The sequence below is a fragment of the Natribaculum luteum genome (genome assembly GCF_023008545.1).
GTDB lineage: Archaea > Halobacteriota > Halobacteria > Halobacteriales > Natrialbaceae > Natribaculum > Natribaculum luteum.
On the sequence record NZ_CP095398.1, the window covers coordinates 780,789 to 803,336 of the forward strand.

A 22,548-nucleotide genomic window follows, 5' to 3' on the forward strand; every position below is an offset into this window, starting at 1 on the left:
GTTCTCTCGACCAATGCTCTTATTGCATTGGTTCGCGTACCAATGGATGAGGATGGCCTCACTGACCGACGACGACCTCGATGGCGTGAGCGAGGGGAAGACGTATCCCGACGGGACCGTCGTTCGCGTGTTTTGCATGCGGACAGACATGATGCGTACCCGTCTGGGTGGGCCTACAAGCTCCACTACGATGCGACGGAGCCGGACTCGCCCCGCACGCTTGACGATGGGACGATTCGTCGGTATCTCGAAAATCTCCGGATTTTCGACGACTCATCGAAACGGCTAGCCGTTTCGAGACGATAACTCGCACGAGGACACCAAGGGGCACGAACTGCACGTGGCACCGGACCCCGACCCAGACATAATCGAGTTCCCGGGGATGGTCGAACTCTGGGAACGGTTCTGAAGTGAAATCCCGAAATCCGAATTCGAGGTCAACTGAGGCCATCACACTACGGTGATACCCATGAACGACACTACGCCGCCGCTGCACCCCATGGAGCGCGAACAGCTTCGGGCCGAATCAACTCTCGTCGTGACTGTCAAGTCGTCCAGTGAGTTCCACGACGATGTCACCGACGGAATCGAGGCGCTCGAACGAGGCGACGCGGTGGATTCCCCGCCGACGCTCTCGTTCACCAGCTACGACGACCTCATGGAGACGCTGACGCCGCGTGTTCTCGATCTCATCGAAGCCATCCGCCGGGAAGAGCCATCCAGCATTAACGAGACCGCACGGGTTGTTGACCGGGACGTCAAGAACGTCCACGAGGAACTCAGCCGGCTCGCCCAGTTGGGCATCATCTTCTTCGAAGAAGACGGCCAGAGTAAGCGCCCGGTTGTCTGGTTTGATGAACTCGTAATCAACCTCCCGTTCGATCCAGAGGCAGGCGACACGGCAACCGCCGCACCGTAAGGTCTACGAGCATCTGTCTTTAGCTTGCCTCAGCGTGTCATAGAATACATCTCACACCCTCTACCTGACGATTATATAGCTCTCAATTCGGTATGAGTCTGTAGTTTCGCCAGTTATTGGTTTTGTTCGAGATTGATGCCATGAATAATGACTGTTGAGAACTATTGTATGACACGCTCGCTACACGAGCAAGACTACCTCGAGCACCCAACGCTCTACCTGAGCGAGTACTTCAATCGCTACAAAGAGACATACGTCGATCGTATGAGCGCCGTCCGGAAGTACGGAGAATGGGAAGCATGGGTCGAGTTCTTCGTGACGGGTATCCGCCACTAGGCGGAAGAATCGCTACTCCGATCTCAAGAGCTGTACTGCTTGCAGCAGGAATATGAAGCGACGTACGGTGACACCTCTGCTGCCTATGCAGAACTCGCGTGGAAACTCTTTGAGCGGCCGTATCTCACTGCGAACGTTGCGAAGGAACTGCTCGACGTAACGAGTCCAACAGCCTACCGAGCGATCGATCAGCTCGAAGATGAAGGAGTGCTCGAGGAAACGACTGGGAAGGAACGAAACCGGGAATATCGAGCACGGGAGATTTTTGAGATTCTCGAGCGGCCACCACGGACATATTGATTCAGAAATCGTCTTTGCGGTGCACCCGAACCAACCGGCCCGATAATCCGGCTTGCACATCTGCCCCACATCGCAGAATCGACCTCTCGCAACACCTATACGACGCGATGTGTTCGCTCGAGGTAGATGCCACCACGCGAACCGTACGGCCAGCGGGGCCGACTCCTCGCTGCACTCGTTTTGCTCGCGGTTCTCGCTGGATTCCTCGTCTGGGACGGCACGGCCACGGCTGACCCGTCGCTGAATCAGTTCCCGGACGACGAGGCGGTCGTAAACGAGCCACGGGCGTACGTGGATGAACGTGTCGTCCTCGGTGGCCGCGTCGTCGACACCGATCCCGTCGTCGTCGAGATCTCCCACACCGGAGACTCGAGGACGGTCACGCTCGAGGACGTGGACGCGACTGTCCAGAACGCAGACCGTGCTCTCAAGAGAGGCGACGAGGTCTCCGCTTTCGGCACGCTCGAGAACCCGTCGACACTCGCGACCGAACGCACGATCGTGAGGGAGTCGTGGGAACTCCAGTACATGTACGTCGTCTCGCTTCTCGGTGGGCTCTGGGTGCTCGGACGATTCGTCCGAGGCTGGCGGTTCGACCGCGAACAGCTCGCGTTCGTCCCGCGTGAGCGGCCGCGGCCGCTCCGAAACCGCTTCCAGCCACGGCCGAGCGAGACGTCACACACCGAAACCGCCACAGGCGAAGCCGGACGTACTCGAGTGACGACTGGAGGCGATTCGGATGCCTGATCTCCTCACCCACGTCCTGATCGGGTACGTCGTCGGAACGCTGCTCGCGTTTCGATACGAGTGGATGCGACCAGCACACGTCACGCTCGTGATGATCGGCGCGCTCTCGCCGGATTTCGTGAAAGTGAAGCTGCTCGTCCCGGATTCGATCGTCGCGACAGCGACCGGCGTTCCGTTTTCGTGGTCGCCGTTGCACACGCTCGGTGGGTCGGCGGTCGTGATTCTTCTCGGGTCGCTCCTGGTCTCACCCGAGAATCGGATGCGGGCGATCGGCCTGTTCGGGATCGGGGCGCTTACCCATCACGCCCTCGATTTCAATCTGCTCACGCCGACAGGCTACGCGTATCCTGTGCTCTGGCCGCTCGTCCAGTCGCATCTGCCGGCACCGAACCTCTACCTCAGCAGCGATCGATGGCCCGCACTCGTTGCCGGTCTCGCCGCCGCACTCGTCTGGGTGGTCAGTCAACGACGAGCGGCTGCAAGACAGCGGTGAGAGCCCACCTCGAGAACACCGACACGTCTCAAGAACGGTGCTCTCGATGCACTACGACTCACGTTCAGAAGAAAAGAAGATGGAACAGCGGAGAGAATACTTGGACGACCGCTGACGTAGTCAGGACTCGATATACTCTATCGTATCCCAGATGCTGAGTACCCGAATTCGACCCTCATAGTACGTATTGTCGATCACACCGGAAATCGACCGTTCGGCGTTCCGGTCGTCGATCAAGATCCCAACGGAATCATGCGCTGTCGAACCAAGAAGCATTACTGCAGCCGCTGGAAGTTCTGAATCAGTCTTCCGCAACGTGTCTGGGTCGGTCTGCTCGAACTTCGCCAGTCGCTCATGGACCCGATCCATAATCTCGCCAGCACGCGGCCCATCGTGTACCCGGACCCCTGGCTGCACGGTGTCGATAAGATTAATCCACGCTGTTGTGTCTGCCCGGTCGACCCAGTCGATACTGATGTACCCCCGTTGCTCCGCGAGTTCATCTACGACACCCGGTGTTAAGTACAGGCCAACTCCTTTTTCCTTGACATACTGGATAAAGGTTTGCGCTCATCTCGATAAGTCGTAACATCAATTTTCCTTACTCTCCAAGTGTCTTCCAAGATGGACGAGAAGTCTGCGCAAGTGTTCCTTCCACCACGTGAGCGGTGCTTTGAACGTCTCCGTCTCGCCCGCTTCGGCGAGACGGTGACGTGTGTCCATTGCGAGAGTGACGACGTTGTCAAGCGCGGAACAACCGGAAAAGACGCCCAGCAGTACTGGTGCAAGGGGTGTGAGACGTACTTCAACGACCTCACAAACACGATCTTCGGCCAACATCGCTTCGAACTGGAAGAGATGTTCTATATCGTCAAGGAGATGCGATCTGAGCCGACCGCTCAGATCGCTCGTGACCTTGGCCGAGACTACGAAGCTGTTCTCAACTTCGTTCACAAAGTCCAGGATGTGAGCGGGGAGATCGATGAATTTGAGCTGTACGATGTCTGTGAAGCTGACGAGATCTACGTAACAGCTGGTGAGAAAGGGATCGAAGACGAGGATCAGAGTCCGCGCAAGCGCGGACTCAAAAAAAGGGACGAGGACGATTCGAATCAGACAAACCACCGGTGTTGACACTCGTCCGTCGGGATGACGGACGAGTTCGGTTTCTCGTCTGCAAGGATCTCCAAGACGCCGACGAAGACATCGCTGAATACGGTGATGGAAGCGTCATCCTCTGTACCGATGATTACACAATCTACGACGAGATCGAGGAGAAGGAGGGGGTGGACGGCCATCTGGCCGTCACCCACTCCGACACCTACGTCATCGGCGATGCCCACACGAACACCTGTGAGAACCGCCACAGCTTCCTTCGCCAGTGGCTGGCGAAGTTCAGAGGTGTCTCAAAACATCATCTCCAACGGTATCTCAATTTCCTTGAACTGAAACTCAACGAACCAGATAGCTGGTTCGAGAAACTCCTATGTTACAATGTATCGGGATGAGCGAAGGTTTGATACGGTGTGGAACTCGTCCCCCCGATCGTTCGAAGAAAGCTTGTGTCGAGAATGAGAGCCGTCGGGAACGGAGACGGATGCTCCTCACTCATCGGCTCGCTGGTACGGCCCCTGCTCAATTGCTCGGTCGTGGACCTCTACCTCGAACGTAATGTCGCTCAGCGTTGGGTCGTGGTCTTTCACTACAGCGATGATCCGCTCAACCGCCTGGGTGACCGCGATGGCTTCCACAGCAGGCACACCGAGTTCGTCCGCGACGCCACGACGCGTCGTCTCGCCCTGCAAGTAAGTGAGTGTGGCAATGACCGCCGGTGCGAGTGCCGCTTTCCCGTGCCGATCAACGAACAGTTCAAGATCGTCGTCAACGCTAGTCGCACCATAGACCGCGATGATGGCAGGACCGAGTTCGAGGGTCATTTCGTCTGTCCAGTCCCCACTTACGGGATCGGCACGCCAGAGTGCGGAGCCAGTTTCGTACTCGTCCAGTTCTTCTGCGACACCTAATTCGGCGAGTGTATTCGCGTATTTGTAGGCGGTACTTTTGGAGAATCCCTGCCGCTCACGGGCTGCCGTGACCGTTGTCGGAGAGTTAATCAGAAGGTCAGTGTAGAACCGCGCGAGATCAGGAGTCCCCAGCAGTTCCTGAATGACAAAAAACCGGTGGGCAGTGTGTCCCGCATCCGGTGGCTGGATAGGCGTTGGAGCGTTCGACATAGTCCATAGTACGTGAACTATGGTCTAAAATATTTTGGAGGCCTCTCCAACCAGTCAACTACGGGTGTCACTATAGACAATAATTCTTCGATCTTTACAAGAAGGGCGGTCGAAATGAATCAAATCGTTCCCTGGTCGTTTGTGCAGTTGACTCGAAGAGCCTATCATTACAGATGGCGAATGATTTCGACGATGCAGTTCGCTCTCCTCGACTGGAACCTGGAGCGAATAACGAGAATCGGTGGTAGCGCTGTCGCTGTTTTTCTGGCGCTTCGTCTCGCAGATGGTTTTCTGCAGGGGCTGGGAGTCGCGGTTGTGCTGACGATAGTCCTCGATATTCCGTGGTGGCTACACACCTGCTCCGCCGGGCGAGGCGAATGATCAGTGGCGGTTGCGTGGACGGTCGCTACGGAAACGCTCATCTAGCGAGTCACAGCGCTTCAGCTCTACAATATGACCGATAATAGCTTCCGTCGCGCTGGCGCATTGGCTGTCGATCTCATCGCGCTCGTGGCGGTCCTGTTCCATCCGTTTTCGCTGTACGTCGTCCTGTTGCTCTACTGGGGAGACGTGATCGGAGGGACGGTTCGGCGGTTCTGTCAGACGGTGGTTGCAGCTCCACGCGAGGAGTACTCGCCAACAGAGCCACCAGCAATGCGCCGGAACGGTGACCCGAATCCGTTCAGATTTTTGACCCCGAAGCTCGGGACCGTCCAGCCGGTCGATTGGTTGCCGCCGATCGCGGTACACAACCTCAAGCCGGCCGTGGTCGGGCTGTTCACTGCAGTACCGCTGACCGCCTTCGCGATCGGGCTGACGGCGACGGTCCTCGAACCGCCGTTCACTATTGGGTCGGAACCGACGCTCGGGATACTGGCTGCCGGTGGTCTCGCGATCATCGTGAAACACGGCTGGGCATTTCGGCGGTTCGTCCACTCGAATCGTCCACCTGCCAAGAGGATTCTCCCGGGCGTACGATGGCTTGGGCCGATTCTGATGGCGCTTCCGGTCGCCGCTGTCGACACCGTTCACGCGGGGGCCGACTTCGATCCCTCGACCGGGTTCACCACGATTGCAGTCGTCCTCGTCGGAGGGCGGATCGCGTACGAAATACACCGAGAGCCGCCGCCGACGGGAGCGGATTCGGTCGAACTTCTGGAACCGACGGGACGACCGACCGAGCGGTTCCGAACCGATCGGCAGGCGATCCGACTCGCAGGAGTCATCGACGGGCTCGTTCCCCGAATTGAGTGGGAGATGCTCAACATTTTTTCTCGAGTTGCGGCCCTTTTCTCGGTGGCTCTCGTGGGGTTCGTCGGCGCGTTCATCGGTGGACCGACGGCAGCCGTCGTCGGGATTGGCGGTGCACTCGTCGGAGTTGTAATCAGCTTCGTACTCGCGGGGATCGTTCACTTCGAGTTGGCCTTCGGGGCGATGGAGTACCGGCTGTACGACGACGAATTGGTCGCATACGACACACGACTCGACGCTGTTCAGTGGCGTGTCCCGCTGGACGCGATCCGGAACGTGTCTGTCGAACGAGGGTTCTGGACAGGACCGCCCGGCACGGACGCAGCGACAGTCACGCTCGACCGGTCTTATCTGGCTGTCAAGCAGTCGCCATACGGATTCTACCGGCAGACACTTCCGTACGTCGAGACACCCGAGCGCGTCGCCGATCGACTCCGTGAAGAACTCGAGCCGACAGAGCGACGACAGCAGACGACCTCGAGACGGTAACCGTACCGATCCCGAGGAGATCGAACCGGTGAAGCTGCCGATAAATGGCATCGACACAACGTGGCGGGGAACTCGAGGCCTTGCAGGAAATCACTCACTCGAGTGCGTCGATCCTCGACACCATCGGGAACGAAGCGTCGAACGCCCGGACGTCGAACTGCTCACGGAACGCATTCCCGAGAGTCACAGTCGGTACTTCCCGAACGTCGCTTCGTGAACTGTGCTGAGTCATGGACGAACAGAGCGAATGCCGGTGTGGTAACTGAGTGAACAGGAAATAGAATCCACGGATGAGGAGAAGTGAAGTAAGAAGGCTGAGATACGCTGTTCTAGGCGAATGCTGTTGCTCACCAGGAGCTTGCCCACGGCCGCGGGCTGGCGTCAGCCCGCGGCCGGCGCGTATGCTTCTGGCACACCTGTTCCGTTCATCTCGATCTCCCAACTCCGCTCTAGCTCTTCCTCTAATGCATGTCTGATCCAGTCAGAGAAGGTCTTGAACGTGAATTCCTCGGGCAGGTCGCGCCCGCCCCGCTGGGGGCGGGCGACGACCGCCCATCGAAGCACAAGCCAGAGGTTCTCCAACAGGAATCCAACCAGGACGAACGCGAAGCGGATGATTGGGTCTTGTGTCGTCGTTACCACTCGTGCTTGGCGAAATACACGGTAGCTCGTTTCGATCGCTGACCGTTTTCGATAGAGCCGTTCGACTTGTTTCGGCGTGCGATCGGCCAGATCGCACGCCACATAGCCTCGAACGACCTCGCCGCTTTTCCCGCGATCTCCGGCGTGATATGATACAGCGACCGCGAGCGGGAATTCCAGTTCCCGCTCGCGGCCTTTGTACATCCGATAGGTTGTCATGTACGAGCAGTGCGTATCCAGCTTCTTCCTCATGCGCTTGCCCTTCTTTTGGACGGGAACGACAGTCGCAGCAATCTCCCGTGAGCGGCGCAGAATACGTTCGTTGTAGAAGCCACGATCAGCCAACAGAAGCTCTATCTCGAAGGGATAGGCTTCGACGCGGTCGAGGACGCGCTCGACCGCGTCGGCCTCTTTCTCATCACTACGGACGTACGTCATCGCCAGCGTCACTGGCTTTCCGTTCGAGACGAGATACGCCGTGCAGTACCGGTGGCACGTCGTTGTTCCGTCTTTCGCGTGCATGCGGCAGAGTTCACCTTCTTCATCGGCGTACGTTCCGTGGTAGGGGTTATCGACGAAGTCAATGGAGACGATCCTCGACCGATCAGGGTCGAGGATCGTCATCGCCACCTCCCTGAGAAGGCGGTTAGCAACCCGCTCAAGCCACTCTCGGTTGAGCGTATGGAGCCAGTCCATGACAGTATCATCACAGGCAGCGTTGTCGTTGTCCTTGCACGTCTCCCAGATGGACGTCTGATTGACTGCTGCAAGAATGACAACAACCCAGATATCGCCGGGATCGAGGGGCGAGCCCTCGATCCCTGGCAAGGGGAGCTGGCAGATGACGTCTTCCGCTAAATCTTTCACGTCCGAATCCGAAAGAACACCGTCTGGCTGAGGGATACTGAACACATTCACTCAACCAGACATCTTCCTCATGAGACCAACGCTTTAGCTCCAGCTCTCACACCAGTCGGGAAGTACCGACAGTTCGATTACGTCGGCCCGATCGAATTCGACCAGAACCGGCGAGTCCTCGTCATACTGCGTTCGAGAGTGCTCGACGACGGTGAATGAAACACCGTCGGTTCGGACCTCGTATCGCGTCCGATCTCCGAGGAAGGTCGCCCGCTCGACAGTTCCCCGTGCACGCGTGTCTCGATCGGAGCGTGCGAGCTGTCGGTCACCATCGGTTGCCGCGACGGGCTGCAGACGGAAGTCTTCAGGGCGAATACCGACCCTGGCTGCCTGGCCAACGTCGCCGTGGCCGAATACTCGAGTCAGTACCGCTGGCGAGAACGCGTTTAGTTCGCCGACGAAAGTCGCGACGAACTCGTTGACCGGTGATCGATAGACGTCACGTGGAGACCCGACTTGCTGGAGTTGGCCGTCACGCAAGATCGCGATGCGATCTGCGATCTGCATCGCAGCGTGCTGATCGTGCGTCACGTAAATCGTCGTGACACCAACTTCCGACTGAATTCGATCCAGTTCCGACAGGAGATGGCGTTTCAACTGTGCATCCAGACTCGACAGGGGTTCGTCGAGCAGGAGCAACGACGGATCGGGAGCCAGCGCTCGAGCGAGGGCGACTCGTTGTCGTTGGCCACCGCTCAGGTCTCCCGGGTATCGGTCCTCGTATCCGTCCAGTTCGACGAGCGAGAGGACCTCCGCAACGCGGGCACGTGCGTCGGCCGGTTGCGTTCCGGTCGCAACGAGTGGGAAGCTGACGTTTTCACGGACGGTTTTGTGCGGCCAGAGTGCGAAGTTCTGGAAGACCATTCCGACGTCCCGATCCTGCGGTCGCGTCTGGATCGAGTCAGAAGAGACCGGTCGTTCGGCGAGTGCGATCTGGCCACCGGCTACCGGTTCGAGGCCGGCAATAGCACGCATCAGGGTCGATTTGCCGCTCCCGCTCGGTCCGACGATGGAGAGGACTTCACTTTCGATGATGTCGATCGAGACGTCTCGGACGACCTCGACGTCGCCGTAGCTGACTGTAACGTCCGTCAGTTCGAGGATGGGTTTGCTGATAGTCATGCTGTCATGAACTGCTCGAAGTCGACTGCCGTCAATCGTTTCACTGCGAGAATCGCCACGAGAAGTACCGCGGACACGATAACGAGAAGGGCTGCCGCTCGAGAGTAGAGTTCGGGGTCCTGTGGGGCGTTCAGCATATAGAAGATCTGGTACATGATCGGTGGTGCGTCGGTGATCGACGAAAGAGAGACTGTCCCCTGTGTGAACGGCTGGGGTGAGTAGAGAAAGACGATCACGTCCAGTTCCTTGACGGCGAAGATGAACGTAAGTATCCAGGAGGCGGCCAGTGACCGACGGACGAGAGGGACCAGAATTTCGCGGAAGACCTCGAGAACGCTGGCGTTGTTCAGGTAGCCTGCTTCGACGAGCGAGTCGTCGATCTGGACTAGCGAACTCGCGGTGCTCTGGACGCCAAACGGGAGATTTCGGACGGTCGTGACGACGATCACGAGGACGATCGAGCCGTACAGAAATCGAAGCGTGAAAGAGTCACCGAGACCGGGGAGTGGTTGGGTCACGACCAGCAGATACGCGATACCCAGTGCAACGCCTGGGAGTACGAACGATACCAACGAGAGCCCGTAGGTAGCGAACGTCAGTAGTCGATCGGTTCCGGCGACGAGAACGTACGAGACGAACAGACTTGCGACCGTGCCGATCGTCGCCGCGCTGAGTCCGATGAGCAGTGAGGCGAGTAGGCTATACGCTAGCTGGGGGGAGTGGAAAATCGCTCTGTACGCCTCGAGCGACATCGCGTTCACGTCGATCAGCGACCACGAGGGGGATACCGACTGCAACCCGAGGAAGGCGAGTGGGACGACGATCGTAGACAGGAACGATCCGAGGATGACGAGCGAAATCGGGGTGCGATAGGTGCCCAGCTCGAAGAGTTCACTGTGAGATCCCTGTCCGCTCACCGTTTCCGTCCGACTCCGTTTTAACATGACGTAGTAGCCGAGAAACGGAAGCAGTGAAACGGCAGTGAGCAACAGCGATGCGATCGCCGCGACCGGCATGATGGTCGGAGTCGAGAGCGCGTTCTGGTAGAGCGCAAAGATCTGTGTCGAGAGCACTCGATACGGATCAGATCCGCCACCGAGAATCGCGACCGGGGCGAAGACGGCGAGAGACGAGAACGAAACGAGCGCACCGCTCCCGACGATCGCAGGGCCAGCGAGCGGGAGAACGACCTCTCGCAGCGCGACACGCTTCGAAACCCCGTGGACGAACGCGGCCTCCAGCAACCGGAAGTCGATCTTCTTGAATGCGGCACTCGTAATCAGGTAGACGAAGGGATAGAAGTGAATCGCGAGCACGAGAATCATCGGTGCTGGGCCGTATCGGATCGTCGCCGGTAATCCGAGTCGTTGACCCATGATGATCCAGGCTGTCGCCAGGGCAAACGGCGGGAGAATCACCTGATAAATCGCAATCGTCGTAAGCAGCGACTTGAATCGAACGTCCGTCAAACTCACGAGGGTTGCAAGCGCCGTACCGACGACAACGGCAGCGGCCGTCGTTCCCGTGGCTACGACGAGTGAGTGTTTCAACGGTCGCCAGACGAGCGTCGAGGAGTACGTCGCGTCCCAGGCCGAGATGAACCGATTCGGGGTGCCGAAAACGATCGATCGCCAGAAAGCGAGCGTCGTCACGCCGTCTACGACGACGGTTTTGGAAACGAGGATCGCGAGTGGGTACCCTGCAAACAGGAGCAGCGGGAGCAAAAGCCCGAGAGCGACGAGCCTCGGTGGACGAGTAATCGAGCGGACGAGCCGATGCGACCGAAGCGTTCGGAATCGCGTGCTCCCACTCATCTGCCAGTCGACCCCCTCGACCCGGCCCAGTCGAGAATGCACTCGAGTGCACTGGTCGTGTCGATCGGATTCGTGATTGCTCCCTCGCCGAGATGGTGTAGCGGGTCAAGCGTCGTCGCGAGGAGTTTCCCGGTCCCGAGCGACTGCTCGTACATAATGACGCCTTCGGGAGCAGCGAGCAGCGGCGTCGCATCCGCTGGTGGGTCAAATCGCCCATGGTAATGCCAGAGATACGCGTCGCGAGAAACGTTCGCGAACAGCGGATGCGCTGGCTCGATGATCTCCAGTTCGAGTGATTCACCGCGACGCCACCACGTGTAGTCGAACTCGACTGGATGCCAGGTCCCGCCCGGAAGCCACTGTCGAAAGGCGTCGCCGAACGCGAGGATCGTCCCCCCAGTTTCGACGTACTCTGCGAGTCGTCGTCGTTCCGAGTGGAGTATCTCCTGGTTCGTTTTGTAGGGGATAACGAGCGTCTCGACGTCAGTGAAGGCCGTCTGCGGGAGCGACTGGACTGAAATCGAGTCGAACGTGTCTGCGTACGGGCTCTCGGTGAGGATGTACTGATGAATCGGGACCTCCGAGTTCACCATCGAGATAGATCCGTTTGCACCGCTGGTCATACCCCACCTCGTCGCGTCTCGTGTTCGATCTCGCTTTCGTCGACGATCCACTCGAGTAACCGCGTGACGACTGCTGGGAACGGATCGTGGTTACGAAACGCGGTGTGGAACAGATCCGAACCCGCGGTTGCGAAGATCGTCCCCGGAGTACTCTCCTCGTCTACTGCGACGACGATCCTGTCTTCAGTATCGACGACCAGGGGGTCGACTCCCTCGGGTGTTTCGAGATACCCCCGCGTAAACCACCCCTGGACCCCTTCATACAGGTTCAAATCCCGCTTGGTGACCGAGTCGAATACGGGGTGTCTGCGGGCGAGTTCCAGTTCGAGATCGCGCGCCGGCGTCGGATGGGACCGCCAGCGGTATCCGTCGAGCCACTCGCGGAAGATCTTCGCGAAGGAGACGACGACGCCACCTGCGTCGAGATAGCGAGCGAGCAGACCGGACTCTTGTGCCAAAAATTTCTGATCGACGACGCTCGGTACGACGACGCCGTCGAACCTCGTCAGATCGTACTCCGGGAGGTCGTATATCGGCAGGAGCGTCGTCTCTGCGTACGTACTGTCGGTCGTGACCTCGTAGGTCGACTGATAGCCCGCATAGAGGACGCCGATAGACGCATCAGTAGTCGAATTGATCGAGTTCATAGCTCGGCTATCTACGTGGGTGGTCAGCTGAAGATATTCTGCCATCTGACCTTGAGATCCAGCTCGTGCTCGATCATCCAGTTCCAGTCGGCGAGACGAATGTCCTCGAGCGACAACGGTGAATCATCGGGCAGTTCGTGCCCGTCGAGGGTCACCGGGAGGTACTTGTTCGTCCAGAAGTCCAGCACGTCCTCGTCGAATTTCACTTCCTCGATGAACCGGCGTGTCAGCTCGGGGTTGGGCGAATCCGGATTGATTGCAATCGCGTGAGAACTTCCAACTGCGCCCTCAGTCGGAATGACGTTTTTGATCGGCTCTCCGTCTTTCTCGGCTGGAAGTCCCAGCCCGAGCCCGAGAATACCGACCGAAGTATCAGTCCCCGAACTGATGACGTCCTTCGGGACTTGCGGATACCCGGAGACGACTTTGGCACCGTTCTCGTGAAGCGACTCCCAGTACTCCCAGCCGCCGATGTTGTTTGCGACGTAGGCGACGACCTTCATCGCACTGCTGACGTTGACCGGATCGACGACTTCGATTCGTCCGGCAAACCGCTCGTCGGTGAGTGCTGCATACGACTCCGGTGGTTCGATTCCAGCTGCCTGCAGTTTGTCCGGATTGTACGCCGGAACGATTGCGGCAACGTGTCGAACGAGCAGCGGGTCACGGAACCGTTGTGGAATGCGATCCGCGAGCGTGGGAAGTTCGGGTTGAGCGAGTTTGCCGTCAAGTTGGGCACTGAGCAGTTTTTGTGGAATCCATCCTGCAAGAACGTCTGCTGTCGGCATATCGTTACTTTTCTCGACAAGATATTTGTCGACGACGTTCGCTCCAAGCCCCCCAACCACTTCGACAGTCACGTCGTGATTTTCCTCGAACCGGGACACTGCCTCCTCGTACGGGTCGGCAAAATTAGCTTCTTGATCGAACACACGAAGCGTCGCCCCATCCGAGTTGGTGGGTGTTCCAGCGTCCCCAGACGTATTCGTTTCGTCCGCCGGTTCTCCGTCGTTTTCCCCCGCACAACCAGCGAGCAGGGCCGTACCAGTCATACCAGCAGTCGTCAGAAACCGCCGTCGGGATCTCGAATTCTGAGACATCTACTTGTTTTAGGCCAACCTAAAACATTTAATCCTTTCTATTTTAGGTCGGCCTAAAATGTTGGTCAGTCAGAAAAACGAATCTCAGAACTGCACGAAACCAGTTCGTGAGAACGGCTGCTTGCCAAGAATGCGCACTCCAAAAAAGCAAGCAGACGGTTCACCCAGGGGTGTCAGCGATAGGAGTATGGAAATGGTCGAGCTAGTGGGAGTTGGTGGAACTCAATGCTCGACCAGCTAGTCCAACGAGCACGCGAGCAAAGAGTGTTTCCACGCGAGGACACACCGACCGAACAACGGGTTGAGGCGGCATTTCTGTACCATTTCGGCCTGTCCTACCGCCAAGTTGGCGAGTGGCTCGGCCACTCCCACCAAGCGGTCCACGAGTGGTATACGGCACTCGCTGACCTGTTCGAACTGGAACCTGATGAACACGGCACAGTGGTCGTCGACGAGACGAAAGTCATCGTCGACGACCGCGAGGTCTATGTCTGGGCGGCAATCGATCGCCACACCGACGAAGTGATCCACGTCGAGGCGTCTCCCGGTCGATCTGAACTTGACGCGCTGTTGTTCCTCCGGATTGTCCTCGAACGGTGTCGAGGACGGCCCGTCATCGTCGTCGATCGTGGCCCCTGGTACAACTGGAGCCTCGACGAACTCGATCTCCCGTGTGAGTCGCGCCGAGAAACGTGGGGTGATCGCTCGATCGTCGAATCGTGGTTCAGCCCGTTCACACTCCGAATCAGGCGGTTCTTCGACCGCTTTCCGTATCGGAGTTCGTGGCAGTCAGCTGATCGCTGGACGAAAGCCTTCGTGCTCATTCACAATACGAGGTGCTAACGTTGACACTCTTAGGATACCATCCCACAGTGATAAGAGGGTCTGGGTTGGCGACTTACTCGATGCGAATTACGGTCATTGGCAGCGGATACGTCGGGACGACGATCGCGGCGTGTTTCGCAGAGCTCGGTCACACGGTAACGGCGATCGATATCGACGAGGAGATCGTCGAGACGATCAACGATGGACGAGCGCCAATCGACGAACCGGGTCTGGACGAACTCATCGCCGAACACGCAGGCGACCGACTCGAGGCATCGACATCGTACGACGTCGTCCCCGATTCCGACGTCACGTTCCTGGCGATCGGCACACCCTCGAACGAAGACGGTAGTATCGACCTCACGGCACTCGAGGCGGCCGCCGAGGCGACTGGCGAAGCCCTCGCCGACAAATTAGAGAGCCACCTCGTGGTGATCAAGAGTACGGTCACGCCGCCGAGCATCGAGACCGTCCTCGAGCCGGCGGTCCACCGAGGCACGGATCGAAACGAACACGTCGAAGTTGGGATGAACCCGGAGTTCCTCCGCGAGGGGAGTGCCGTGTCCGACTTCGTGCACCCCGACAAACTCGTCTTCGGGGCGATTTCGGCGTGGGCAACCGACAGGCTCCACGCGGTGTTCGAGCCGCTACTCGAGGACCACGACGCACACGTCGTCGAGACCGACCCGCAGACGGCTGCGATGATCAAGTACGCGAACAACGCCTTCCTCGCCTCGAAGATCAGCCTGGTCAACGATCTCGGGAACATCTGCAAGGAGTTCGGTCTCGACGCCTACGAGGTCATGGACGCGATCGGACTCGACGACAGGATCTCCGAGCAGTTCCTCCGCAGCGGCGTCGGCTGGGGCGGGTCCTGCTTCCCGAAAGACGTCAACGCCATCATCGCAGCCGCACGAGAAGAAGGGTACGAGCCAGCGCTGCTCGAGGCCGCCGTCGAGGTCAACGACTGCTAGCCAGCGCGGCTGCTCGAGCTCCTGTCGGAGCACGTCGACCTCGAGGGCGCACGCATCGCCGTGCTCGGCCTCTCGTTCAAACCCCGGACTGACGACATCCGGAACTCTCGAGCGATTCCCGTTATCGAGCGGCTCCAGGAGCACGGTGCTGACGTCGTGGCCTACGATCCGGTCGCGATCGACCCGATGCGAGAGCGATTCCCGGAAATCGAATACACCACTACTGCAGCCGAGGCACTGGACGGGAGCGATGGTGCAGCTGTCGTGACGGACTGGGACGAGTTCGCGATGCTGGACGAGGAATTCGACACGATGGCTGAACCAGTCGTCGTCGACGGCCGCCGGATCGCACAGCGACGAGACGGGATCACGTACGAAGGGCTCACCTGGTAATTCTGTCGCTCGAAAACTCGAGGACGCTGGCTCGAATGGTGGATGGTAGTCGGAGCCGTGAGCGTCCTCGAGGTGGTCTATCGCTCGATGCGAGTGTCCCCACGAGGATTCGACAGCCGATCCATGACGACATCGTTTCAGAGTCTGTTGACGCCCATTTTGACGTCCAGAATCGTGGAGATATCGGGTTTGCCCAGAACGACACCGGAGAGAACTTTGGGACCGTGCCGGAGACGATTCATGAGAGGGTGTTTCACTGCCGCCGACTTCTGGTGGCGAATCGCCTGTTCGTCGACGAGAACAAGCGCACTGGACTTTGTATCATCGGGCCGTCACGGCCGTAGCTACTGTACGACACCCTCCTCGCGGCGTACTGCAACGCGACTGGGCGTTCCGAGAAGCGGCCGATAACGTAGCCGGGGCTTCCGCTGATCGAGTGGGGTATGTATAAATACCACCGTATTGGTCCGGCGCCAGTTCCTCCCTCCCTCCCTAAACAATTACAGATAATGTCAGCATCAAATCCACCCCAACGTAGGTCGAGGTTGGGCTCTCAGCAAGCGAACGTCGTTCCAGTAGATAGTGACCGACAGATCGCGTACGCTGAATACGGACGCCCAGATGGGGTTCCGGTGGTGTTTCTCCACGGAACGCCTGGATCCCGTCGGTTAGGGGCGCTTCTTGGGACAGCAGCCCAGGAGAACGGCGTTCGAGTACTCGCCCCCGACAGACCAGGATACGGCCGCTCCTCACCGTGGCCGAATCGGTCGGTGTGTGATGCCGCTGAGTTCATTACGCCCGTTCTGGACGACGCTGACGTGCAGACTGCGGGTCTCATCGCATTCTCTGGCGGCGGTCCATACGCGCTATCGATAGTGGCAACGAAACCTGAGAGAATTAGTCAAGTCGATATTATTTCTGGGGCGACGCCCCCAACCGTCAGCGAGGAACCTCCTGCGATACAGCGGCTCCTGGTGGGTTTGGCGACCACGACCCCATCCGTCCTCCGCGGACTCTTTCGTGGACAGACGTGGCTCGCGGAACGCCTGGATCCGTCGTTCGTCGTGGGACAATATACTGCAACCGACGACGCAGTACCCAACGCTGCGGCGGAGATCGTAAAGGAGGACTTCGTCGAGGCGTTCGCCCGTCACCGCAGTGGCGCAGTGACCGAGTTCCGGAATACGGCAACTGACTGGGGTATCGACGTCGAGGAGATCGACGTAGACGTACGGTTCTGGCACGGGAGTAACGACACGAACGTACCGATTGCCGGGGCTCGACACCTGGAACGGAAGATCCCGAGCGCCGAATTGCGCGTTCTCGACGGCGTGGATCACCTTCAGACGCTGCTTCGGAGTATCCCCGACGTGCTGGAGGGGTATCGATGACCGACTCGCTCAGTGTCCGACGGATGCTGGCAAGCGTTCGTATCGGTGACTCTCTTGGTGACCGATTTGGAACCGTACTGATAATCACGCTCCTCCCGGTTCCATTGGTCTCACTTCTGTACGCCGCCCACAGGATGCTCACTGATACCCCCACTGGAGCATACTCGTTGGTATCCGGCTACCTGTTCTACGGCTGTGTGAATCTTCTCGTCGTCGGGCTGCTGTATGGGCTTTTAACCCCCAACCAGCGCGCAGCGGTATTCACCTTCCGGTGGCCGTCACTGAACGAGACGGCCGCCGCTATCGGTATGTTCGTTGCCGGTCTCGGGGTGTATCAGATTACCGCACAACTGAACGCGGCTCTCGGATACCAACTGCAGGGGCTCTCTTACTCGTTGAGTAACCCGACAGCCGTCCTTGCAATTGTCCTCGGGGCGGTCGTGTTGGCTCCGGTCACTGAGGAGATTCTCTATCGAGGGCTCGTCCTCGGGGCCTTCACGTCACGTGGGTTCGGGCCCGTGAGTGCGACGGTCCTGATGACCGCGCTCTTCGCGCTCATCCACTTACCGAACTTCGGTGTCGCCGGAACGATCTTCATCTCTGCGTGGGGCTTCCTCCCTGCAGTCCTTCGACTCCGCTACGACAACCTCTCGGGTGCAGTGGTGATGCACGCGCTGAACAACCTGTTTGCCTACGTAGTCGTGGTCGCAGCCGGGTGGGCGTGAACTGACGTTCCAATCACGCTTCGAATCACAATGACGGGCTCCCAACACGGTGGTTCGACGGACGTAGATACCGATGTACTGATCGTTGGCGGTGGCCTGGCTGGGCTCGCGTTAGCCAACTACCTCGCCCGCTTCGACTACGAACCGACGATAGTCGAACAGCGCACCGAATGGGGGAGGGGTGGATACGGTATCGGCCTCTGGGCCGAGGGCCAATCTGTACTCGCGGATCTCGGCCTCCTGTCGTCCGTTCGTGAGGTGGCGACTGACCCGCGGGCGATTGCCGTGCGTTCGAGCGACGAGAGAGTACTCACACGGATGTCGATTCCACGGGAACAATCGCTTCTCCTGGCAGTTCACCGTGCTGATCTGCACGCGGCCCTCCGTGATCGCGTTCCTGAAGCATGGCTCCGAATGGGCACAGAACCAATCCGAATCGACGAGACCTGCGACGGCGTCGAAGTCACGTTCGACGACGGCTCGACAGAGAGGTTCGGAATTGTCGTCGGTGCGGATGGGATCCATTCTACTGTCCGCGAGCAGTGCTTCACCGACTGGACGGTCCGCGAACACGATACATATATTTGGTCGCTGTGGGCCCGCCAGAACGTCGAGATCGGCCCGGACATGGTCAGCGTGTGGGGCCCCGAAAGCGAGGGGTTCGTGGCTCGAGTCGACGACCGTGTCGGGTTCAACCTCGCTGCACGCCACGACACACCGGTTACCGGGCCAGCCCGCGAGACGCTCCGAGACCACGCGGAAGCCATCGGCTGGAAACTCCCGGCGCTTCTCGACGGAACGGAGGACGAGCCGTTCTTCGACCGTGTCCGAGACGTCTCCTGTGAACGCTGGCATACAGACCGCGTCGTATTGCTCGGCGATGCTGCGCACGCGGTTCGTCCGATCTCTGGCATGGGGGCGTCGCTCGCGCTACAGGACGCCCGTGTGCTCGCCCAGGAACTGCTCACGACGGACCAATCGTCGTCCCGAATGGCTTTCAGTCAGTTCGAACAGCGTCGCCGCCCCGATGCGAAACGCGTCCGCCGAACTGCCCGAATCGAAGCTGCGTTCACGTTCCTCGAATCACCAGTCTTTCGCCGGGTCCGGAACGAACTGACGAAACGGACGCCGCTGTTCGAGTGGTTCCTCGAGCGCGAGTTATCCTAGACAGTCTGATAACTGGACTCCTCCATATCAGTAGTTGGCAATGTAGGTGATGTTATTCAGTTCGAGGGGTGAGTGGAAACGCCCTCTTTCAGACGCTGAACTTCAAGTAAAAATCGCTCTGAATCATCTCACTGAATTCTGATAACTCTCCCTCAGGAACTTCCCCGATTTCGAGTGGCTCCCGGTCGTCAATCATGTTACTCAGGAAGACGATTGCCTTCCAGTATTTCCCGTCCTCCCCGAGGTCGTGATCGTCATCCCGATCGGCTCCAATCGCGTTCGCCACCGTCCATATGTTGTACAGCAGCACCGCGTAGCCGAACAGGAACATCCGGTGTTCAATCTGGCTCGAACCCGACTGTGGCAGAAACCGATTTTTGATCACTCGATATGAGGTTTCTACCCCCCATCTACCACGGAACTTTTCAGCCAACGCTCTTGTGTAGCACATTGTTGATGCGGAGCCGTCCCGCGATTCTGCAGCGAGTGCAGTAGATCGCGAACTTGCGTCTCAGTGGCTCTGGTGGATAAGTCTTGACTCGAGCCGACGACGGGAAACTGTATCAACAATCTCCGCCACAAGAGCGTACTACTATTGATTACCGGGACGATGGTGGGAACGAACGACCTGATCCGCCAGCAGCACATGGGTGGCGTCGCCTACGGCTCTCTGGACGCGCTGGAGAACGCACTCGATACTCGCTGACCTTTAAACGTGATGAGGTCACGAAACTGGGTCACCATGATTGAAGACATCGACCGCGACGTGTTCGTGCGAATCCAGACAGACCTGCTGGTGGTCGGTGACAGCATCATGACCGACAGACACCACGCCTCGAACGGCAACTACGAGGACGACGACCCGCAGAACCAGATTGGCGGTATCATCCCTGCCTTTCCGCTCTCGGGCTGGCTTCGCCACGGGATGGAGCGCGTCGTCCACGAGTACGACGGTACCGCCTGTCACCCCGGCGAGGCTAATGCGAACTTCATGAAGGAAGATGTCTACGAGCGCGACCTCGATGACGGCTACCACGAAAAGGGCGCGTGCGTCGATGACCCGAAAGAAGACCACGGATGCGTGGTTTTCGACCTCTTCGGCGGCTTCGGCAACCAGCCGGGAAAGGTGATGCGTCGCCCGATCAAGTTTAACCCCGTCCGCTCCAGCGTGGACTACACACGTGGACAGGCCGAAGGCCACTACCGCCGGCTGAATCGGAACGTAGTCTCCCGCAACCGGAAGGACAACCGAGAACCGCTACGGAACGCCGCAGTAGACGCCGTCGCCAATCTGGACGGCTGCTGGCATCTCTCGTTCCGGGAGACGAAGCCCGAGTTCATCGGTCTCCTCGCGGAGGGGATCGACTTCCTTGATGAGCACAAGACGAACTTTATGCACCAGCTCGGTGGCGCGCGCAACTTCGGCGCGGGGATCGTTGATTGCCACCTCATCAATCCGCTGTACGAGGAACGCGAACTGAAGCGTGTCTTTGACCGCGGGAAGGGCAATACCAACAAGATGGACGAGAAAGACGACCAGTGGACCGAGGAGTGCCGCCCGGCGTTCGTGGAGGCGCTGGAAGAGCGTATCGAGGAGGGGCCGTAGATGGCCGAGAACGTCACACTCAGCGACTTCCAAGGCGACGGCGGCCAAGACGTGATGGTCGCCGCGTACCGGCACGACGCCCACAAACTTAACGGTGAGACGCACGACTACGCGCCGGACATCTTCCACGGCGTCCCGGTGAATCAGACCGTCCCGCACGGCGCGGACGGCGACGCGTCGGCGCTCTCACGGCCCAACGGGAAGCCCGAGCAGACCGTGGACAACCACGAGACGCACTACCGGCTCTCGCTGCTGACGGGGACCTCTCACTACGACCCCGAGGAGTTCTCACGCCCGCGCCTTTCTGAGGCCATCAACGACCTGCTGACGGGCTCCGACCCCAAGGCGATGCATCGGGCGTGGATCACGTCGGACGTAGCGAGCGGGTTCAACGAGAGCATCTACTACCCGTACACGAGCTTGAAGTACCACACGCTGCTCGTGGCGACGCTCTTGGACAACTACCGCGCCGGTCACGAGTTCGCCGATCTCCTCCTGGTCGTGGACGATGCCGAGGAGATCGTGCCCCACCGGACGGTCTACGCGGGCGACCGCTTCGCGCTTCGAATCGACGAGAGCGCGGACGGGCAACCATGGGCGCGCCTTGGAAGCCGCCCGTGGCGGTCGTGGGCGTCGGCATGGAAGCGCCTCACCACGCACCCGCTCGATGTCAACCACGACAAGCACGACATGGTGCTCGATGCGAACCTCCGTCGGATCTGGAGTTGGAGCACGGCGCTCCAGTACATCGAGGATCTCGAAACTCGGAGGGAGAGTCGATGACGTGCATCCAGCAGGTTCATTGGGAACTCGACATGGACTACCTCGGGCATCCCTACTACGTCTCGGGGAACGCGATCTACCACGCGCTCGGGATGCAGCTGGAACACGACGTCCACCAGCACATCAACGCCAGCCACGGGATGTTCGTGCCCGGCCAGTTCGGGACGTTCCCGGAAGAGCACTCGCAGAGCGGGATTCGACCGTACATGGGGTCGTCGCTCCCCGACGTGGAGAGCTACGACGACCTGTTCCTCTTCCGGCATCCCGACCACCCGTGGCTGCTCGATACTCGGCCCCGCGACGGGCTGAACGCCCACGACATCCGGTTCCAGAGCGGGATGCCCGCGCTGGCTCACGAGACGATCATGGGCCGGCCCGACGACGCTCGGAAACAGCAGCAGACCACGCGCTGGTACGTGAACGCCTACCTGCACGCCGATGACCCGGACGTTCTACCCCTCGGCGAGGACGTGCTTGACGGCCTCCAGTTCGGAGGCAAACGGAACTACGGCTACGGGACGACCACGCTGAAAGACACGCAGGTCGTTGACCTGGAGGCACTGGACTACTCGCGTCTCGAAGACGGCGAGGCGTTCATCCTCGAACTTGTGACGCCGTTCGTCCTCCGGTCGGAGTACCCGAAGGCGAACAACGTGGACGTTCCCTGGTGGTGGAGCGTAGACGACGAAGCGCAGCTGCGCCACCGCCTGGAGAAGGTCATCGAGGGCGGCGACGTATACGAGTTGGAGACGGTCGATCACGGCGTGGTCGTCGGCTACGATGGCGACCGTCCGGTGGAGACCGCGATGTCCGGACTCACCCGCGTCGGGAATCACTCGAAGTACGGCTTCGGAGAGCTTCGAGTGAAGCCAGTCACTCCAGATGAAACGAGCGTCAAGAAACAGATAGAAAAGCCGAAGTCGGAGAACTGACAACCGAACAATGACCGGCAAGGATTCCGCAGTGTCCCAGTCGGTCAGACTGAATAAAGTAGATCACATTGCCAACAACTGATATCATCGCGCTGGGCTGGGAACCGCTCGTGAGAG

22 protein-coding genes and 2 pseudogenes are annotated in these 22,548 nt (G+C 59.2%); 15 read left to right on the forward strand and 9 right to left on the reverse strand.

Features of this window, described 5'->3' with window-relative positions:
- Positions 1 to 52: 52 nt before the first annotated feature.
- The 5 genes and pseudogenes from MU558_RS22210 (at position 53) to MU558_RS22230 (ending at position 2,795) form a co-directional block, all read left to right on the forward strand.
- Positions 53 to 409: pseudogene (locus MU558_RS22210) on the forward strand (toxin-antitoxin system TumE family protein).
- Positions 410 to 469: 60 nt separating this feature from the next.
- Positions 470 to 919 carry an HVO_A0114 family putative DNA-binding protein gene (locus tag MU558_RS22215; protein ID WP_246975630.1) on the forward strand — a complete coding sequence of 150 codons (450 nt, stop codon included), beginning with the start codon at positions 470 to 472 and terminating at the stop codon, positions 917 to 919.
- A gap of 168 nt (positions 920 to 1,087) precedes the next feature.
- A complete protein-coding gene (locus MU558_RS22220) occupies positions 1,088 to 1,255 on the forward strand; it encodes a hypothetical protein (protein WP_246975631.1) in 168 nt (55 codons plus the stop codon).
- A 426-nt stretch (positions 1,256 to 1,681) separates the two neighbouring features.
- Positions 1,682 to 2,302, forward strand: coding sequence for an OB-like fold-containing membrane protein (locus tag MU558_RS22225; protein WP_246975633.1), 621 nt, complete (start codon positions 1,682 to 1,684; stop codon positions 2,300 to 2,302).
- On the forward strand, positions 2,295 to 2,795 hold the full coding sequence (locus MU558_RS22230; RefSeq protein ID WP_246975635.1) for a metal-dependent hydrolase: 501 nt from the start codon (positions 2,295 to 2,297) through the stop codon (positions 2,793 to 2,795). The genes MU558_RS22225 and MU558_RS22230 overlap by 8 nt, the downstream gene beginning before the upstream one ends.
- A 120-nt stretch (positions 2,796 to 2,915) precedes the next feature.
- Here the strand turns inward: MU558_RS22230 and MU558_RS23580 are convergent, their stop codons facing one another.
- The gene (locus tag MU558_RS23580; RefSeq protein ID WP_486642010.1) at positions 2,916 to 3,353 is read right to left on the reverse strand and encodes a PIN domain-containing protein; all 438 of its coding nucleotides are present in this window, start codon (positions 3,351 to 3,353) and stop codon (positions 2,916 to 2,918) included.
- 66 nt (positions 3,354 to 3,419) lie between these two features.
- On the opposite strand from MU558_RS23580, the gene MU558_RS22235 reads away from it, so the two are divergent.
- A protein-coding gene (locus tag MU558_RS22235) for an IS1595-like element ISNpe28 family transposase (protein WP_015310310.1) occupies positions 3,420 to 4,303 on the forward strand; the annotation gives its coding sequence in 2 pieces (ribosomal slippage) (positions 3,420 to 3,882 and positions 3,882 to 4,303; 885 coding nt in all).
- 96 nt (positions 4,304 to 4,399) lie between these two features.
- On the opposite strand, the gene MU558_RS22240 is transcribed toward MU558_RS22235, so the two are convergent.
- On the reverse strand, positions 4,400 to 5,029 hold the full coding sequence (locus tag MU558_RS22240; RefSeq protein ID WP_246975637.1) for a DUF7437 domain-containing protein: 630 nt from the start codon (positions 5,027 to 5,029) through the stop codon (positions 4,400 to 4,402).
- Positions 5,030 to 5,482: 453 nt separating this feature from the next.
- Here MU558_RS22240 and MU558_RS22245 point away from each other — a divergent pair, with 453 nt between their 5' ends.
- Positions 5,483 to 6,769 carry a hypothetical protein gene (locus tag MU558_RS22245; protein ID WP_246975639.1) on the forward strand — a complete coding sequence of 429 codons (1,287 nt, stop codon included), beginning with the start codon at positions 5,483 to 5,485 and terminating at the stop codon, positions 6,767 to 6,769.
- 381 nt (positions 6,770 to 7,150) lie between these two features.
- On the opposite strand, the gene MU558_RS22250 is transcribed toward MU558_RS22245, so the two are convergent.
- From MU558_RS22250 to MU558_RS22275, 6 genes are read right to left on the reverse strand one after another with little or no spacing between them, the layout of a single operon-like run.
- The gene (locus MU558_RS22250) at positions 7,151 to 8,323 is read right to left on the reverse strand and encodes an ISH3 family transposase (protein WP_246972190.1); all 1,173 of its coding nucleotides are present in this window, start codon (positions 8,321 to 8,323) and stop codon (positions 7,151 to 7,153) included.
- A gap of 39 nt (positions 8,324 to 8,362) precedes the next feature.
- Positions 8,363 to 9,451 (reverse strand): ABC transporter ATP-binding protein, encoded by a 1,089-nt coding sequence (locus tag MU558_RS22255; RefSeq protein ID WP_246975641.1) that lies wholly within the window; start codon positions 9,449 to 9,451, stop codon positions 8,363 to 8,365.
- Positions 9,448 to 11,265, reverse strand: a complete 1,818-nt coding sequence (locus MU558_RS22260) for an ABC transporter permease (RefSeq protein ID WP_246975643.1) — start codon at positions 11,263 to 11,265, stop codon at positions 9,448 to 9,450. The genes MU558_RS22255 and MU558_RS22260 overlap by 4 nt, the downstream gene beginning before the upstream one ends.
- Positions 11,262 to 11,888, reverse strand: a complete 627-nt coding sequence (locus tag MU558_RS22265) for a hypothetical protein (protein WP_246975646.1) — start codon at positions 11,886 to 11,888, stop codon at positions 11,262 to 11,264. Before MU558_RS22265 ends, MU558_RS22260 begins: the two co-directional genes overlap by 4 nt.
- Positions 11,885 to 12,535, reverse strand: coding sequence for a hypothetical protein (locus MU558_RS22270; protein WP_246975648.1), 651 nt, complete (start codon positions 12,533 to 12,535; stop codon positions 11,885 to 11,887). Before MU558_RS22270 ends, MU558_RS22265 begins: the two co-directional genes overlap by 4 nt.
- Before the next feature lie 23 nt (positions 12,536 to 12,558).
- On the reverse strand, positions 12,559 to 13,635 hold the full coding sequence (locus tag MU558_RS22275; RefSeq protein WP_322987059.1) for an ABC transporter substrate-binding protein: 1,077 nt from the start codon (positions 13,633 to 13,635) through the stop codon (positions 12,559 to 12,561).
- A 225-nt stretch (positions 13,636 to 13,860) separates the two neighbouring features.
- Here MU558_RS22275 and MU558_RS22280 point away from each other — a divergent pair, with 225 nt between their 5' ends.
- The 5 genes and pseudogenes from MU558_RS22280 (at position 13,861) to MU558_RS22300 (ending at position 19,110) form a co-directional block, all read left to right on the forward strand.
- Complete coding sequence (locus tag MU558_RS22280) at positions 13,861 to 14,478, forward strand: DDE-type integrase/transposase/recombinase (protein WP_246975652.1); 618 nt, start codon at positions 13,861 to 13,863, stop codon at positions 14,476 to 14,478.
- 62 nt (positions 14,479 to 14,540) lie between these two features.
- Positions 14,541 to 15,827, forward strand: a pseudogene (gene aglM, locus MU558_RS22285) (UDP-glucose 6-dehydrogenase AglM).
- A 509-nt stretch (positions 15,828 to 16,336) separates the two neighbouring features.
- A complete protein-coding gene (locus MU558_RS22290; protein ID WP_246975654.1) occupies positions 16,337 to 17,218 on the forward strand; it encodes an alpha/beta fold hydrolase in 882 nt (293 codons plus the stop codon).
- A complete protein-coding gene (locus MU558_RS22295) occupies positions 17,215 to 17,943 on the forward strand; it encodes a CPBP family intramembrane glutamic endopeptidase (protein ID WP_246975656.1) in 729 nt (242 codons plus the stop codon). The genes MU558_RS22290 and MU558_RS22295 overlap by 4 nt, the downstream gene beginning before the upstream one ends.
- Before the next feature lie 30 nt (positions 17,944 to 17,973).
- Positions 17,974 to 19,110, forward strand: coding sequence for an FAD-dependent oxidoreductase (locus tag MU558_RS22300; RefSeq protein ID WP_246975658.1), 1,137 nt, complete (start codon positions 17,974 to 17,976; stop codon positions 19,108 to 19,110).
- 88 nt (positions 19,111 to 19,198) lie between these two features.
- On the opposite strand, the gene MU558_RS22305 is transcribed toward MU558_RS22300, so the two are convergent.
- The gene (locus MU558_RS22305) at positions 19,199 to 19,441 is read right to left on the reverse strand and encodes a hypothetical protein (protein ID WP_246975660.1); all 243 of its coding nucleotides are present in this window, start codon (positions 19,439 to 19,441) and stop codon (positions 19,199 to 19,201) included.
- Positions 19,442 to 19,852: 411 nt separating this feature from the next.
- On the opposite strand from MU558_RS22305, the gene MU558_RS22310 reads away from it, so the two are divergent.
- From MU558_RS22310 to MU558_RS22320, 3 genes are read left to right on the forward strand one after another with little or no spacing between them, the layout of a single operon-like run.
- Positions 19,853 to 20,716 (forward strand): hypothetical protein, encoded by an 864-nt coding sequence (locus MU558_RS22310; RefSeq protein WP_246975662.1) that lies wholly within the window; start codon positions 19,853 to 19,855, stop codon positions 20,714 to 20,716.
- A complete protein-coding gene (locus MU558_RS22315; protein WP_246975664.1) occupies positions 20,717 to 21,499 on the forward strand; it encodes a DUF8168 family protein in 783 nt (260 codons plus the stop codon).
- The gene (locus tag MU558_RS22320; protein ID WP_246975666.1) at positions 21,496 to 22,431 is read left to right on the forward strand and encodes a hypothetical protein; all 936 of its coding nucleotides are present in this window, start codon (positions 21,496 to 21,498) and stop codon (positions 22,429 to 22,431) included. The genes MU558_RS22315 and MU558_RS22320 overlap by 4 nt, the downstream gene beginning before the upstream one ends.
- Positions 22,432 to 22,548 lie beyond the last annotated feature (117 nt).